Genomic DNA, 15038 nt, shown 5'->3' on the forward strand with positions numbered 1-15038 from the left:
TCTCACTTCGACTGCGGGTCGAGCACCTCGCGCATCCGGTTCACCTCGACGGCCTGTTCGAAGGCGATGTTCCGGGCCAGTTCCCGGATCTGCCGGTCGACCCCGTTGACCAGCACCTCCTGGGCCATCGCGATGGCGCCCTGGTGGTGTGCGCTCATCATCTCGACGAACATCCGGTCGAAGTCCGTACCGGTCGTCGCGGTGAGCCTGGCGATCGCCTCCGGGCTCTGCATGCCGTGCATGGTCGCGTGCTCGTGCCCGGTCCCGCCGAGCAGCGAGTCGAGGTTGCGGTCCCGCAGCCAGCTCTTCAGCACCTCGACCTCGGGCTGCTGGCCGGCCCGGATCCGGTCGGCGACCGCGATCACGCCGGTGCTGCCGGCCCGCTCCGGCACCAGCGCGGCCATCGCCAGGGCCTGCTCGTGGTGCGGCACCATCATCGAGACGAAGCGGATGTCGGCCGCGTTGTGCTGCGCCCCGGGCGGCGGGGTGAGCTGGTCCGGCCGGAGCACCTGGGCCGACTCCCCGGGCCGGCCGGGCCGGATCACCGGGGCCGTGCCGATGGCCTGGGTGGGCAGCACGGTCGGGGTGGCGACCGGAGTCGCGGTCGCCGGGGCGGCAGCGGGCCGGCCGGGCGGATCGTCCCCGCCGGCCGCGAACCCGGCGATGCCGACGGCCAGCAGTACCGCCGCCGCCTCGACGAGCGCGAGAAACACGATCGCCGGTCGGCGACTGCTCCCGGCCACGTTCCTGGCCAACACCACAGCGTGAACTCCCGTCCGCCCTGCCGGCCGGTCGTGGCGTAGCCGGGGCTCCTGCACCCGGGCCGGGTCGTCAACCCCGGGTTGGCCGATGGTAGCCCGGCCGCCGGAACGGTGGAAGATCCAGTACGCCCTGACCTCGGGCCGCGGCTGCCTGCCCGTCCCGCCCGGACCCGTCCCGACGGGATGGCTTGCGTCCTACCTACTTCTCAACGCCGTGGCTGGCCAGCAGGGCGCGTACACCGTCGAGATAGGTCTTCGGGTCGGGGCCGGCGGCGAGCACGCGTTGCAGTACGAAGCCGGGGACCAGGCCGAACAGGACGGCGCCGACCGCCTCGGGATCGGCGTCGGCCGGCAACTCGCCGGCCTGCTGGGCCCGGCGGGCGAGGACGACGAAGCGGGCCCGGAAGCCGCTGTAGAGCCGGGCGACGAAGTCGGCCAGCGCGGGATCGCGCAGCGACTCGGCCCAGACCTGCACGGCGAGCGGGAACACGCCGTCCGGGCCGGTCTGGGCCTCGACGAACTGGAGCGCCCGGTCCAGCGCCTCGACGAGGGGGAGCGGCGGTTCTGCCGTGGCGAGGTCGGCGAAGAGGTCGTCGGCGCCGTCCAGCACCGACTGGGCGATCGAGGTGACCAACTCGTGCTTGCTGCTGAAGTAGCGGTAGACCGCGCCCACCGAGAGCCCGGCCTCGCTGATCACGTCCTGCATCGAGGTGGCGTGGAAGCCGTTGCGCAGGAAGCAGCGTCGGGCGGCGTCGAGGATCTGCTGGCGTCGGGCCGCCAGATGTTCGTCGGATACGCGTGGCACGGCACACATTGTAAAACGAACGCTCGTTCTTGACTGCTGGGCAGGGGCGGAGGACTCTCTTTAAGAGAACGAGCGTTCGTTTTCGAAGGAGTCCCGAGATGACTCGTCCACCGGCCCGGTCCGGGCCGTCCGGTTCCGCCCCGTCCACCCCCGGGTCGACCAGCTCCGGATCGACCAACTCCACCCCGGCCACCTCGGCGCGGCCCCATCGACCGCTGCGGGTCGCCGTGCTGCTGGCCGTCGCGGTGGTGCTGTTGCAGTCGCTGCTCATACCCCTCTTCGCCGCTCCGGCGGCCCACCTGGAGCCGCGCGACCTGCCGGTGGTGGTCGCCGGCCCGGCGTCGGCCACCGACCAACTGGTCGCCCGGCTCGACGCCGCCGCGCCGGGCGCCTTCGACCTGATCCGGCTTCCCGACGGCGCGGCGGCCGACCGGGCACTGCGCGACCGGGAGGCGTACGCCGCCTTCGTGGTCGGCCCGGACGGGCCGACCCTGCACACGGCGAGCGCCGCAGGCCCCACGGTGGCGGCGCTGCTCACCCAGGCGGCCGGGCAACTCTCCGCCGGGCAGGCGACCGGCGGGCAGCCCGTCCGGGTGGTCGACGTGGTACCGGCCGACCCGGACGATCCCCGGGGTGCCGGGTTCGCGGCCGGCTTCCTGCCGATCGCGCTGACCGGCATGGTGGCCGGGGCGCTGCTGTTCCTGCTGGTGAGCGGTTGGGTCGCCCGGCTGGCCGGCCTGGTCAGCTTCGGACTGCTCGTCGGCGTCGCCGGACCGCTGGTGCTACAGGGCTGGCTCGGCCTGCTGCCCGGTGACCCGCTGGCCGTCGGGGCCACCCTCGGGCTGGTCGGGTTGGCCGTCGCGGCCACCGTCTGCGGGCTCGGCGCGCTGCTCGGCCGGCCCGGGCTCGGCCTCGGCGCGGTACTCGTCTTCCTGGTCGGCAACCCGCTCTCCGGAGTCGGTGCGGCGCCGGAACTGCTGCCCCAGCCCTGGGGCGCGGTCGGCCAGTGGCTGCCGGTCGGCGCCGGTGGCACCCTGCTCCGCTCCACCGCGTTCTTCGACGGCGCCGGGGCGACGACCCCGCTGCTGGTCCTCACCGGGTACGCCGTGGGCGGCCTGCTGCTGGTCGCCCTCGGCCACCTCCGACAGGCGAAGCCCCCCGCCCCGACCCGCCCCGACCCGATCCCCACCACGCCCGCCGCCCCCGCCGCAGCCCCCGCGCGGTGATCGCCGCGCGGTGAAGATCGTGCTCGTACGGCGATGGAGTGCCTTCGGAAGGTCCGGGAAGGCACTCCATCCCGGAAAGAGCGCGATCTTCCCCGCGTCGGCGCGGGAAGAGCGGTCTTACCGCGTCGGGGCTGGTTGGGGTGGTAGGGCGGGGGGCGGCGTTGGTGGAGGGGATGGGGGAGGATAGCGGCCGTGGAACCTCTCCGGCTGATCCTCCTCTATGCCCACCTGATCGGGTTCGCCCTGCTGCTGGGCGGTGCCGCCGCCCAGTACGCCACCGGACGGATCCGGATCAACCCGCTGATGCTCTGGGGCGCCGCCATCCAGGTGCTGACCGGGATCGGACTCTCCGCGCCGCTGCGGGACGGCGACGAGCCGGCCCCGGCGAAGCTGGCCACCAAGCTGGTGATCGGCTTGATGATCTTCGTGATGGTGTTCTTCTCCCGGAAGCGGGAGGAGGTCAACCGCGGCCACTTCCTGGCGATCATCGGACTGACCCTGGTGAACGCCGCGATCGCGGTCTTCTGGCGTTAACCCGCAGCCCGAATTGTTAACCCGCCGGCCGGGCCACTCCGGACGCGCCGCCCGGGGCAGAACACGCGAAACGGGACGTCCCATAGGTCGAGGCCACGCATCGGACGGGCCTGGCAGTGATGTCGCGCACCCTGAAGTTACGTAAGGGTAACGGGCACTCAACAGTCAGGCACGATTGTCGGCCGGTGGACAGGCGCGGGCGTACGCTCCCGTCCGTAACGTGGGACAGCCGGCGGCAACGCGCAGGCCGGCTTAGGGCTGCCACCGCGGTGGGCGGTGTGCAATGGGAAGGAGACCGTCTTGCGCTCTGTGCGTGGGATGCGGATCGTCTCGGTATTCGCGGTGGGCGGGCTCGCGCTGGGCGCCGCCGCCGCGTGTGGTGAGGCACCGAGCGATAGCAACGCGGGCGGCGCCGCGGCCGAGAAGTACACCGCGTGCATGGTGACGGACGTCGGAGGGATCGACGACAAGTCGTTCAACACCTCCGCCTGGGCGGGACTGGAGGCGGCCAAGGCCGCTGACAGCAAGATCGATATCAAGTACGTGGCGTCGAAGGCCGAGGCCGACTACGAGCCGAACCTGACCCAGTACGTCAACCAGGACTGCGACTTCATCCTCGCCGTCGGCGGACTGATGGGCGAGGCCACCTCGAAGATCGCCAAGGCGAACCCGGACCAGCAGTTCGGCATCGTCGACGCGAAGCTGCCGGAGAGCAACGTCTTCCCGATGCAGTTCGACACCGCGCAGGCCGGCTACCTCGCCGGTTACCTGGCGGCCGGGATGACCAAGACCGGCAAGGTCGGCACCTACGGCGGCATGAAGATCGGTCCGGTGACCATCTTCATGGACGGCTACGTCGACGGGGTCGCCCAGTACAACAAGGTCAAGGGCAAGAACGTCCAGGTGCTCGGCTGGAACAAGCAGACCCAGAACGGGTCGTTCACCAACGACTTCGTCAAGCAGGACGAGGGCAAGAAGGTCTCCGACACCCTGGTCGCGCAGGGCGCGGACATCGTCATGCCGGTGGCCGGCGGTGCCGGTCTGGGTACCACGGCGGCGGCGCAGGCCTCCGGCGGCAAGTACTCGGTGATCTGGGTCGACGTCGACGGCTGCCAGAGCACCCCGAACTGCCCGGCCCTGATGACCACCGTGGTCAAGAACATCTCCGACGCCGTGAAGGACGCCGTGGTGACGGCGGCCAAGGGCGAGAAGCTGGCCCACGACCCCGGCTTCCTCGGCACCCTGGCCAACAACGGCGTCTCGCTGGCGCCGTACCACGAGTTCGACAGCAAGGTGCCGGCGGAGCTGAAGGGCGAGATCGACAAGCTCAAGGCCGACATCAGCTCCGGTGCGATCAAGGTCACCTCGGCCAGCCAGCCGAAGTGACCCCCGGGTCGACCGTCCGACCAGCTCGGGCGGTCGACCGGTACGGCTGCGACGCCGACGATCCGGTCGCTCCGACCGTCGTGGAGACAATTCTCCGCGCCGATCGGGGCGACCGGTTTCTACACCGGCCGGGACGGCCGGGAAACCGGCGACGGCGGGCCGAACAGCCCGTCGCGATCGCCGGATGAGACCCTGTCGACCCGGTCGGAGCAGCAGCTAGGCTGCACCATCGCCCGCACTCCAGGAGGTTGCGCTGAGACTCGAACTGCGCGGCATCACCAAGCGGTTCGGTGAACTGGTCGCCAACGACCACATCGACCTGACGGTGGAGCCAGGAGAGATCCACGCGCTGCTCGGCGAGAACGGCGCAGGCAAGTCCACCCTGATGAACGTGCTGTACGGCCTGCTCCAGCCCGACGAGGGCGAGGTACTGGTCGACGGCCGGCCGCTGAACGCCAAGGGACCCGGCGACGCCATCGCGGCCGGCATCGGCATGGTGCACCAGCACTTCATGCTCGTCCCGGTCTTCACCGTGGCCGAGAACGTGATGCTCGGCGCCGAGCAGGTCCGGGGCGGCATCGCCGGCTTCCTCGACCGGCGCCGGGCCCGGCGCCAGGTGACCGAGGTGTCCAGCCGCTACAACCTGCGGGTCGACCCGGACGCGGTGGTCGAGGACCTGCCGGTCGGCGTACAGCAGCGGGTCGAGATCCTCAAGGCGCTGACCCGGGACGTCGACCTGCTGATCCTGGACGAGCCGACCGCCGTGCTGACCCCACAGGAGACCGAGGAACTGCTCGGGATCATGCGGTCGCTCAAGGAGTCCGGCAAGTCGATCGTCTTCATCACGCACAAGCTCAAAGAGGTCAAGGCGATCGCCGACCGGATCACCGTGATCCGCCGGGGGCGTACGGTCGGCACCGCCAGCCCGAGCGCCAGCGAGGACGAGCTGGCCGCGCTGATGGTCGGCCGCACGGTCAACCTGACCGTGGAGAAGGCCGCCGCCGCTCCGGGCGAGCCGGTGCTGGAGGTCGCGGGCCTGGTCGTCGACGACGAGCGGTCGGTACGCGCGGTCGACGGCGTCGACCTGACCGTACGGGCCGGCGAGGTGCTCGGCATCGCCGGTGTGCAGGGCAACGGCCAGACCGAACTGATCGAGGCGCTGATGGGACTGCGCCCGGTGCTCGGCGGCACGGTGAGCCTGGCCGGTCAGCGGATCGACGGCTGGCCGACGAAGCGGGTGCTCCGGGCCGGCGTCGGCTACGTACCCGAGGACCGTAGCGTCGACGGGCTGGTCAAGGAGTTCAGCGTCGCCGAGAACCTGGTCCTGGACATCTACGACCGGCCGCCGTTCGGCTCCGGCCTGGTACTCCGACCGGACGCGATCACCGCCTCGGCCCGGGAGCGGATTCCGGAGTTCGACGTACGCACCCCTTCGGCGGAGGCGGCCGTCGGCACGCTCTCCGGCGGCAACCAGCAGAAGGTGATCATCGCTCGGGAGATGTCCCGGCCGCTCAAGCTCTTCGTCGCGGCCCAGCCGACCAGGGGGGTGGACGTCGGCTCGATCGAGTTCATCCACCGCCGGATCATCCACGAGCGGGACATCGGCACCGCCGTACTGCTGGTCTCCAGCGAGCTGGACGAGGTGATCGGGCTGGCCGACCGGATCGCGGTGATGTACCGGGGCCGGATCATCGGCATGGTCGGCCCGGACACCCCGCGTGAGGAGATCGGCCTGCTGATGGCCGGCATCACCGACGCCGAACAGCCTGGCATCACCGACGCCGAACAGATCGACGCCGAGCAGACCGGGGCCGCCGACGGCAGCGGTGCCGGGTCGGCCGCAACCCCCGACGGGCCGGCGACCCCGGCTCCCGACGTCGCCGGTAGCGAGGACAACAACCCATGACCGACGTGAACGAGCCCGGGACAGCGTCGCCGGAGAAGATCCCGGCCGGGCGGCGGCCCGAGACCGAGGCGGTCGGCGTGGTCGGCGAGGCCGGGTCCGAGCGCCCGGTCGCCGGCTCCGGGGACACCCCGGCCGATTCCGGGGGTACGCCGCCGGACGGTGGCGGGCTGACCGACCGGCACGGCGGCGGCCGGCAACTGCTGCGGGCGTTCGTGCACAACCTCTGGGCGGCCAACACCGTCACCGTCACCGTGCTGGCGATCGTGCTGGCCACGCTGATCGGTGCCGTCCTGATCGTCGTCTCCGACCCGGACGTGCTCGCCACCTGGGGTTACTTCACCGCCCAGCCGTCCGATGCGCTGAACGCCAGTTGGACGGTGGTCAGCGAGGCGTACGCGAACCTGTTCAAGGGCGCGGTCGTCGACCCGGCGGCGGTGCAGGCGTGGGCGAACGGCACCGGCGGCTGGCAGCCGGTCTTCGCGCCGATCTCGGAGACGCTGACCTACACCGCCCCGCTGGTCTTCACCGGGCTGGCGGTCTCGCTCGCCTTCCGGGGCGGCCTGTTCAACATCGGCGCCCAGGGCCAGGCCACCATCGGGGTGATCCTGGCCGCGCTGGCCGGCTTCCTGCTCCCGCTGCCCCCGGTGGTGCACCTGATCGTGGCCGTACTGGCCGGCGCGCTCGGCGGGGCGATCTGGGGATTCGTCCCCGGTTTCCTGAAGGCGCGTACCGGTGCCCACGAGGTGATCACCACGATCATGCTCAACTACGTCGCGATCTCCTTCCTGGCCTGGATCATCGTGCAGGACGGCGTACACGATCCGGACCGGACGGACGCGATCAGCCGGCCGGTGGACGGCTCCGCGCAGCTTCCCCGGCTGCTCGGCAGCGACCTGCGGGTACACCTCGGCATCGTGCTGGCGGTCGCCGCCACCTGGGCGGTCGGCTGGCTGCTCAACCGCTCCACCTTCGGCTTCGAACTGCGGGCGGTCGGCGCCAACCCGGACGCCGCGCGGACCGCCGGGATCAGCGTCGGCCGGACGTACGCGCTGGTGATGGTGATCGCCGGGGCGCTCTCCGGGCTCGGCGGCGCGAACATGGTGCTCGGCAGCACCGCCACCGCGCTCACCCCGCTGGTGATCGCCCAGATCGGCTTCGACGGGATCCTGGTGGCACTGCTCGGCCGGGTGAAGCCGTGGGGCGTGGCGCTCGCCGCGCTGCTCTTCGGCGCGCTCCAGGCCGGCGGCAACCGGATGCAGTCGTACGCCAGCATCTCGCTGGAACTGGTCACCGTGCTCCAGGCGCTGATCGTCATCTTCATCGCCGCGCCGGCACTGGTGAAGGCGATCTTCGGGCTCCGGGCCGCCCGGGCCGCCCGGTTGTCCACGAGCATGGCAAAGGGCTGGTGAGCCAGTGAGTGCGAGGAGTGAGCTTGCGAGCCCCGCAGTCGCGAACGGAAGGCGGCACTGATGTCCACCATGGCTGTCGAGGACGTCGCCGTCGCGGTGCGTACCGGCTTCTGGACCCGGGACCGCAAGATCGGCGCCGGAGCCCTACTGCTCGGGCTGCTCGCGGCGGGCCTCTTCGGCTCGCTCGCCACCGGTGCGGACGCGCGGTTCACGCTGAGTGAGGATGCCGGCGGCGCGGCGCTGGCCGTCGAGGGCACCTTCGGGGCGATCCTGTTCGGGCTGGTCGCGGCGGCGGCCGGGGCGGCACTGCTGGCCGGGCTGCCGAAGCGCTGGTTCGTGCCGCTGCTCGGGGTGGCGATCGTCGGGGTGGTGCTCTCCTTCCTCTGCTGGCAGGTGTCGGCGGCACCGACCGGGCAGAACTTCATGCCACTGGTCAACATCGTCCGGGGTACCTTCATCCTGGCCCTGCCGTTGATCTTCGGCGCGCTGGCCGGGGTGCTCTGCGAGCGGTCCGGCGTGGTGAACGTGGCGATCGAGGGCCAGTTGCTGATGGGCGCCTTCGCCGGTGCCCTGGTCGGCACGATCGCGGCGAGCGCCTGGGTCGGGCTGATCGCGGCGGCCCTGGGCGGCGCCCTGATCTCGCTGCTGCTGGCGGTCTTCACCATCCGCTACCTGGTCGACCAGGTCGTGATGGGCATCGTGCTGAACCTCTTCGCGGTCGGCCTGACCGGGTTCCTCTACGAGCGGCTGATGCAGCCGGAGGCGACGAAGTACAACCAGCCGCCGAGGTTCGAGGCGTGGCCGATCCCGGTGCTGTCCGACATCCCGGTGCTCGGGCCGGCGCTGTTCCGGGGCAACATCTTCCTCTACCTGGCCCTGATCCTGGTGGTGGTGATCCACGTCGCGCTGTTCCGTACCCGGTGGGGGCTGCGGACCCGCTCGGTGGGCGAGCACCCGACCGCCGCCGACACCCTCGGGGTGAAGGTGCTGGCGCTGCGGTACCGGAACGTGCTGCTGGCCGGCATGGTGGCCGGGGTCGGCGGTGCGTCGTACACCCTGGCGCTCTACACCTTCAGCAAGAACATGATCGGCGGCAAGGGCTTCATCGCGCTGGCGGCGCTGATCTTCGGACGGTGGAGTCCGACGGGCGCGCTGCTGGCGGCGCTCTTCTTCGGCTTCGCCGACCAGCTCGGCACCTACCTGAGCGCGATCGACAGCAGCATTCCGAGCGAGTTCCTGGCGATGCTGCCGTACCTCGCGACCCTGCTGGCCGTCGCCGGCCTGGTCGGCAAGGTGCGGGCGCCGGCCGCCGACGGCAAGCCCTACATCAAGGGCTGACCAGCGGCGGGGCAGGATGGGGACGTGACCATGGAGATTGACTGGGCGAAGCTGCGGGCCGCCGCCACCGACGTGATGCGGCACGCGTACGCGCCGTACTCGAACTTTCCGGTCGGGGCGGCGGCGCTGGTCGACGACGGCCGGATGGTGGTTGGCTGCAACGTCGAGAACGCCGGCTACGGGGTGACGCTCTGCGCCGAGTGCGGGGTGGTGTCGGCGCTGCACGCCTCGGGTGGCGGGCGGCTGGTCGCGCTGTCCTGTGTGGGTGCGACCGGTGAGCCGTTGATGCCGTGCGGGCGGTGCCGGCAGCTTCTCTGGGAGAACGGTGGGCCGGAGTGCCTGATCGAGGCCGATCCCGTTCCGCTGCGGATGGCGGAGCTGCTGCCGCACGCCTTCGGGGTGGAGGATCTCGAAGCGATCGCGGCGTCGGTGAAGGTGCCTCCGGTGCCGGAGGAGCTGGCCGCCTGGCGGGGGCGGGGGACCGTCTTCGTGCACCCGGACGTCTCCGGTGGGCGGCAGGTCTGGACGGGATACTGGGAGCGGGCCGCCGGGGACGCCGAGGGGGCGCAGACCGGGGTACTCGAGGAGGCGCCGACCTGGGACGACCCGGCCGAGGCGGTGAGCTGGGGGCAGGCGCGTACGCCCCGGGTGGTGGTGGTCGACGCGGACGGGGCGATGTTCTGGGCGGGTGAGGGGGAGCCGCCGGCCGAAATCCCTCGACGTTGGGGCGTCTGAGTTTTCCCGTCCGGCCCGGTCCGTCGCTGCCGGTGTCGTGGGTTGTTTTCGAGCTGGTCGGTGGCTGGGCTGAGGGGGTTCCCCCGCGTGGCGTGGGTGGGCCGGGGCCTGCCGTGCCCGGCTCCGGGCGGTCAGGCTTGATCCCTCCGCCGGGCACGGCAGGCCCCGGCTCGGTGGGCGCTGGCCGTACGGCGGTGACAGGTCCGAGGTTTCGGCAACGGCGCCGGGATCCGATGAGAAACGTGAGGAAGAGCTGTGGGTGGGTTTGCCGCGGTCGACGTGATCCGGGTGAAGCGGGACGGCGGGGTGCTCTCCGACGAGCAGATCGACTGGGTGGTGGACGCGTACACCCGGGGGCTGGTCGCCGACGAGCAGATGTCGGCGCTGGCCATGGCGATCCTGCTGCGGGGCATGACGGCGGGCGAGATCGCCCGGTGGACCGCCGCGATGATCGCCAGCGGGGAACGGCTGGACCTGTCCGGGGTACGCCGGCCGACCGTGGACAAGCACTCGACGGGTGGTGTGGGTGACAAGATCACGCTGCCGTTGACTCCGCTGGTGGCGGCGTGTGGTGCCGCCGTACCGCAGCTCTCCGGGCGAGGGCTGGGACACACCGGCGGGACGCTGGACAAGCTGGAGTCGATCCCGGGATGGCGGGCGGCGCTCGGCAACGACGAGTTCATCGCCCAGTTGGGCGAGGTCGGCGCGGTGATCTGCGCGGCGGGCGAACGGCTGGCGCCGGCAGACCGCAAGCTGTACGCGCTGCGTGACGTCACCGGGACGGTGGAGGCGATCCCGCTGATCGCCAGCTCGATCATGAGCAAGAAGATCGCCGAGGGTACCGGCGCACTGGTGCTGGACGTGAAGGTCGGCTCGGGCGCGTTCATGAAGTCGGAGGCGGACGCCCGGGAACTGGCCCGGACGATGGTCGAGTTGGGCGGCGCGCACGGGGTGCGGACGGTGGCCCTGTTGACGGAGATGTCGACGCCGCTGGGGCTGGCCGTGGGGAACGCGGTCGAGGTGGCCGAGTCGGTCGAGGTGCTGGCCGGGGGCGGGCCGGCCGACGTGGTGGAGCTGACCGTCAGGCTGGCCCGGGAGATGCTGGACGCGGCGGGGCTGCCGGACGCCGACCCGGAGCGGGCGCTGCGGGACGGCCGGGCGATGGACGTCTGGCGGGCGATGATCCGGGCCCAGGACGGCGACCCGGACGCCCCGCTGGCGGTCGCCCCGGAGGTGGAGGTCGTCCGGGCGGACCGGGACGGCTTCGTGGCGGCTGTCGACGCGTACGGGATCGGGATCGCGGCGTGGCGACTCGGCGCGGGACGGGCCCGTAAGGAGGACCCGGTCAGCGCCGGGGCCGGGGTGCTGCTGCACCGCAGGCCGGGAGATCCGGTACGCGCCGGTGAGCCGCTCTACGAACTCCGGGCCGACGACCCGGACCGGATTCCGGCGGCCCGGGCCGTCACCGAGGCGGCGGTGTCGATCTCGGCGGAGCGGCCGGCCCTGCCACCGCTGGTCGTCGACCGGATCGGTTAGTCAGTCTGTCTCCGGTCCGATCGGCGCCGCGCATGTCGGACCGTACCGTCGGGTCGTCGGTCTGCCGGCCCGTCGGCCCGATCCGGGGCGCCGGGCGCCAGGTGGATCACGCTGCCGGGGTGGTCCGGGTTGGACGCGCGGCGCCGGCACGACTGCCACGCCGAGCGCCCATGGTGTACGCGCTGTCGACCCGCTATCCTCCGTCGCCGGGGGGTAGCACGGGGTGCGCGGTCGGCTCGACGCCGAGCTTCACCGCACCCGGTGCCGTGGGCGCCGCGCGCCCGAGGCGACTCCGACGTGACGGGAAACAACGTTGTGACCGTATCCGCTCCCGACCCGCAGGCGGTCCGGGCCGCCAACGTGACCGAGTTGCAGCGGTTGGGGCTGCCGGTGCCACCGGAGCAGTTTCCGCTGGTCTGGGAGCCGGGCGACGCGGTCGAGTTGCGACCCACCGCCGAGATCGAGGCCCGGACGGCCGTACTGCACCTGGTGCTGGCGCGGTGCTTCGGCATGCCGCCGGAGGCGGGGATGAGCTGGCTGCTCGGCTCGCACCTGGTGGAGCAGGTGACACCGCCGGAGTGGCAGTTCGTGATGGGCAGTCGGGGCGACCACCGGTCCTTCGTACTGCACCACGACGCGGTCTTCGCGCTGGCCTGGGTACTCGGACTGAGCCGGCACCTGGATCCGACGGAGCCCAGCGACGAGCGGCTGATGGAGCAGTTGCCCAACCTGGCGGCGGGGGAGAACTTCGGCCAGTGGCGTTCGCGCACCCTGGCGGCACCCCGGGACGCGGCCGAGGTCGCCGCCGTACTCGACTTCTACTACTGCCTCGACTGGGGTTACCTGGAGGCGGAGCAGGAGGGGCTGCGACTGCCCGGGATGATCGACAGCAACGCGATCGGGCAGCGGCGGTGGGCGCTGGAGTGGGCGGTGGTGTTCCGGGGGCCGTTCCACGACCCGCCCGCCGGCTGGGAGGAGATCGACCTCTCCACCTGACTGCGGGCGGCATGCTCCGACTGCGGGCGGTGTGCTCTGGTTCCGGGCGGTGTGCTCTGGCTTCGGGGGGCGCTCAGTGTGGGCGGTGGGCGGCCACCTGGACGGCGATCGTCACCGGGATCGGCTCGGGCAGCTTGTCGATCAGCCGGTCGAGCCGGGCGGGGTCGGTGTGCCAGGCGCTCGGGCCCATGCCGACCAGGGTGCGTACCTCGGTCCGGTCCAGCCGGAGCGTGTCGCGGTGCACGGCTGTCCCGTCCGGCGTGAAGTGCTCGGCCAGGCTGCCGGCCACCCGGGCCTCCTTGGCCGGGTCGACCCGGAGCAGGCCGAGCCGGTCGACCAGTTCGCCGAGGTGGTCGGCGGCCGGGGTGACCACCAGCAGCGCGCCGTCGTCCCGGAGTACCCGGCGGAACTCCGGCCCGTTGCGCGGGGCGAAGACGTTCAGCAGCAGCCCGGCGGCGCCGTCGGCCAGCGGCAGCCCGCGCCAGGTGTCGCAGAGCGCGGCGCCGGCCCGGGGATGGGCGCGGGCGGCCCGACGCAGCGCCGGCTTGGAGACGTCCAGCGCAAGCCCCGCTGCGGCGGGCAGGGCGTCGAGCACCACGGCGAGGTGCCGGCCGGTGCCGGCTCCGGCGTCCACCACCAGTTCCGGGTACGTCTCCGTCGCCGCCCCGACGACCGCCCTGGCGAGGTCGGCGAGCGCTGTCGAGATCAGGTCGTAGTGGCCGGCACCCAGGAACTCCTCCCGGGCGGCCACCATCGCCGGACTGTCCCCGGAGTGTGTGGCCCGCCCGGCGGTGAGGTTGACGTACCCCTGCCGGGCCAGGTCGAAGCGGTGCCCCGCCGGGCAGCCCAGCGCGGCCACGGCGGTGGGCGGTACGCCGGCCAGCGGCCGGCCGCAGACCGGGCAGCGAAGCCGCCGCAGGACCTCGGGAGGCACCCCGTCACGATAGTGCGCGGGCCGGACGGGGCCCGGCGGTGGCCCGGTCCTCCAGCCGACCGGTGGTCCCGGCGCGGGTCGGAGCGGCCGGGACACTAGGGTCGGGGGATGGTGGCAATCGGCTACGAAGAGATCGTCCGGGTTCCCAAGGCGTTGCTGCACGACCACCTGGACGGCGGGCTGCGCCCGGCGACGATCGTGGAACTGGCCGGAGCGGTGGGGCACCGGTTACCCACCACCGACCCCGAGGAGCTGGGCCGCTGGTTCGTCGAGGCGGCCGACTCGGGCTCGCTGGAGCGCTACCTGGAGACCTTCGCGCACACCGTGGCGGTGATGCAGACGGTGGAGGGGCTGCGCCGGGTGGCCGCCGAGTGCGCCCTCGACCTGGCCACGGACGGCGTGGTCTACGCCGAGGTCCGGTTCGCCCCGGAGCAGCACCTGGAGCGGGGCCTCGGTCTCGACGACGTGGTGGAGGCGGTGCTGGCCGGCTTCGCCGAGGGCGCCGCCGAGGCGGCGGCGATCGGACACCCGATCCGGATCGGTACGCTGCTGACCGCCATGCGGCACGCCGCCCGGTCGCAGGAGATCGCCGAGCTGGCCGTCCGGCACCGGGACACCGGCGTGGTCGGCTTCGACATCGCCGGTGCGGAGGCGGGCTTCCCGCCCACCCGGCACCTGGACGCCTTCGAATACCTGCAACGGGAGAACTTCCACTTCACCATCCACGCCGGCGAGGCGTTCGGGCTGCCCTCGATCTGGCAGGCGATCCAGTGGTGCGGGGCGGACCGGCTCGGCCACGGGGTACGCATCGTCGACGACATCACTCCCGGGGACGCCCGGCCGGTGCTCGGCCGGCTGGCCGCGTACGTCCGGGACAAGCGGATCCCGCTCGAACTGTGCCCGTCGTCCAACGTGCAGACCGGTGCGGCGCCGTCGATCGCGGAGCATCCCATCGGGCTGCTGCGCGACCTGCGGTTCCGGGCCACGGTCAACACCGACAACCGGCTGATGAGCGGTACCTCGATGTCCCGGGAGATGGCGCTGCTGGTCGAGGCGTTCGGCTACGGGTACGCGGAGTTGCAGTGGTTCACCATCAACGCGATGAAGAGTGCCTTCATCCCGTTCGACGAGCGGCTCGCCATCATCAACGAAGTGATCAAGCCGGCGTACGCGAAGCTGCTCTCCTGACGGTTACCCGACTCCGGCGGATGTCCGGATGAGACACCGGGCGGCCGGCATGTCGCACGATTTCCGGCACGCTATCTCTTTCGGCAGCGAAAACTGCCGGGCCGGCCCAGTCGGGATGTCCGGCCGGCCATTCGATGGTCCGCACGGATCGCGTAATCCGGCACTTCGACCTTGCCGTACCGGACCGGTCGGGCAATGGTTCTCTCCGCTGTGCGAGTGCCAGGCTCGTGGGTGACACCGGAGCCGGACGCAGCCACCCGACGCGAGGGCGTAGGGTTTCCCCG

The 15038-nt window shown here is 72.0% G+C and carries 13 protein-coding genes; 10 read left to right on the plus strand and 3 right to left on the minus strand.

Annotated features, from left to right (window positions below):
- Window positions 1–2: 2 nt before the first annotated feature.
- Complete coding sequence (locus Pen02_RS03010) at window positions 3–755, minus strand: DUF305 domain-containing protein (protein ID WP_203864366.1); 753 nt, start codon at window positions 753–755, stop codon at window positions 3–5.
- Between the two features lie 205 nt (window positions 756–960).
- On the minus strand, window positions 961–1566 hold the full coding sequence (locus Pen02_RS03015; RefSeq protein ID WP_203864367.1) for a TetR/AcrR family transcriptional regulator: 606 nt from the start codon (window positions 1564–1566) through the stop codon (window positions 961–963).
- A gap of 98 nt (window positions 1567–1664) precedes the next feature.
- On the opposite strand from Pen02_RS03015, the gene Pen02_RS03020 reads away from it, so the two are divergent.
- From Pen02_RS03020 to Pen02_RS03060, 9 genes are all read left to right on the plus strand, one after another.
- Window positions 1665–2792 carry a hypothetical protein gene (locus Pen02_RS03020; RefSeq protein ID WP_203864368.1) on the plus strand — a complete coding sequence of 376 codons (1128 nt, stop codon included), beginning with the start codon at window positions 1665–1667 and terminating at the stop codon, window positions 2790–2792.
- 192 nt (window positions 2793–2984) lie between these two features.
- Window positions 2985–3326 carry a hypothetical protein gene (locus Pen02_RS03025; RefSeq protein ID WP_203864369.1) on the plus strand — a complete coding sequence of 114 codons (342 nt, stop codon included), beginning with the start codon at window positions 2985–2987 and terminating at the stop codon, window positions 3324–3326.
- A 318-nt stretch (window positions 3327–3644) separates the two neighbouring features.
- Window positions 3645–4712 carry a BMP family lipoprotein gene (locus Pen02_RS03030; protein ID WP_203864711.1) on the plus strand — a complete coding sequence of 356 codons (1068 nt, stop codon included), beginning with the start codon at window positions 3645–3647 and terminating at the stop codon, window positions 4710–4712.
- Window positions 4713–5025: 313 nt separating this feature from the next.
- Entirely contained in the window at window positions 5026–6618 is a 1593-nt protein-coding gene (locus Pen02_RS03035; protein WP_307837697.1) for an ABC transporter ATP-binding protein, read from the plus strand.
- A complete protein-coding gene (locus Pen02_RS03040) occupies window positions 6615–8027 on the plus strand; it encodes an ABC transporter permease (protein WP_239139983.1) in 1413 nt (470 codons plus the stop codon). Before Pen02_RS03035 ends, Pen02_RS03040 begins: the two co-directional genes overlap by 4 nt.
- Window positions 8028–8087: 60 nt before the next feature.
- Entirely contained in the window at window positions 8088–9365 is a 1278-nt protein-coding gene (locus Pen02_RS03045; protein ID WP_203864370.1) for an ABC transporter permease, read from the plus strand.
- A gap of 30 nt (window positions 9366–9395) precedes the next feature.
- On the plus strand, window positions 9396–10100 hold the full coding sequence (locus Pen02_RS03050; RefSeq protein ID WP_203864714.1) for a cytidine deaminase: 705 nt from the start codon (window positions 9396–9398) through the stop codon (window positions 10098–10100).
- Window positions 10101–10355: 255 nt separating this feature from the next.
- Complete coding sequence (locus Pen02_RS03055; protein WP_203864371.1) at window positions 10356–11636, plus strand: thymidine phosphorylase; 1281 nt, start codon at window positions 10356–10358, stop codon at window positions 11634–11636.
- A 315-nt stretch (window positions 11637–11951) separates the two neighbouring features.
- Window positions 11952–12632 carry a DUF4272 domain-containing protein gene (locus Pen02_RS03060; RefSeq protein ID WP_203864372.1) on the plus strand — a complete coding sequence of 227 codons (681 nt, stop codon included), beginning with the start codon at window positions 11952–11954 and terminating at the stop codon, window positions 12630–12632.
- A gap of 73 nt (window positions 12633–12705) precedes the next feature.
- On the opposite strand, the gene Pen02_RS03065 is transcribed toward Pen02_RS03060, so the two are convergent.
- Complete coding sequence (locus Pen02_RS03065) at window positions 12706–13566, minus strand: putative RNA methyltransferase (RefSeq protein WP_203864373.1); 861 nt, start codon at window positions 13564–13566, stop codon at window positions 12706–12708.
- A gap of 108 nt (window positions 13567–13674) precedes the next feature.
- On the opposite strand from Pen02_RS03065, the gene Pen02_RS03070 reads away from it, so the two are divergent.
- Window positions 13675–14754 carry an adenosine deaminase gene (locus Pen02_RS03070; protein ID WP_203864374.1) on the plus strand — a complete coding sequence of 360 codons (1080 nt, stop codon included), beginning with the start codon at window positions 13675–13677 and terminating at the stop codon, window positions 14752–14754.
- Window positions 14755–15038: the final 284 nt, after the last annotated feature.

The organism is Plantactinospora endophytica, assembly GCF_016862915.1.
Classification (GTDB): Bacteria; Actinomycetota; Actinomycetes; order Mycobacteriales; family Micromonosporaceae; genus Plantactinospora; species Plantactinospora endophytica.

Coding starts and splice junctions, on each gene's coding strand:
- Pen02_RS03020 (WP_203864368.1), top strand. CDS start 1,665: ATGACTCGTCCACCGGCCCGGTCCGGGCCGTCCGGTTCCGCCCCGTCC.
- Pen02_RS03030 (WP_203864711.1), top strand. CDS start 3,645: ATGCGGATCGTCTCGGTATTCGCGGTGGGCGGGCTCGCGCTGGGCGCC.
- Pen02_RS03040 (WP_239139983.1), top strand. CDS start 6,615: ATGACCGACGTGAACGAGCCCGGGACAGCGTCGCCGGAGAAGATCCCG.
- Pen02_RS03045 (WP_203864370.1), top strand. CDS start 8,088: ATGTCCACCATGGCTGTCGAGGACGTCGCCGTCGCGGTGCGTACCGGC.
- Pen02_RS03050 (WP_203864714.1), top strand. CDS start 9,396: ATGGAGATTGACTGGGCGAAGCTGCGGGCCGCCGCCACCGACGTGATG.
- Pen02_RS03070 (WP_203864374.1), top strand. CDS start 13,675: ATGGTGGCAATCGGCTACGAAGAGATCGTCCGGGTTCCCAAGGCGTTG.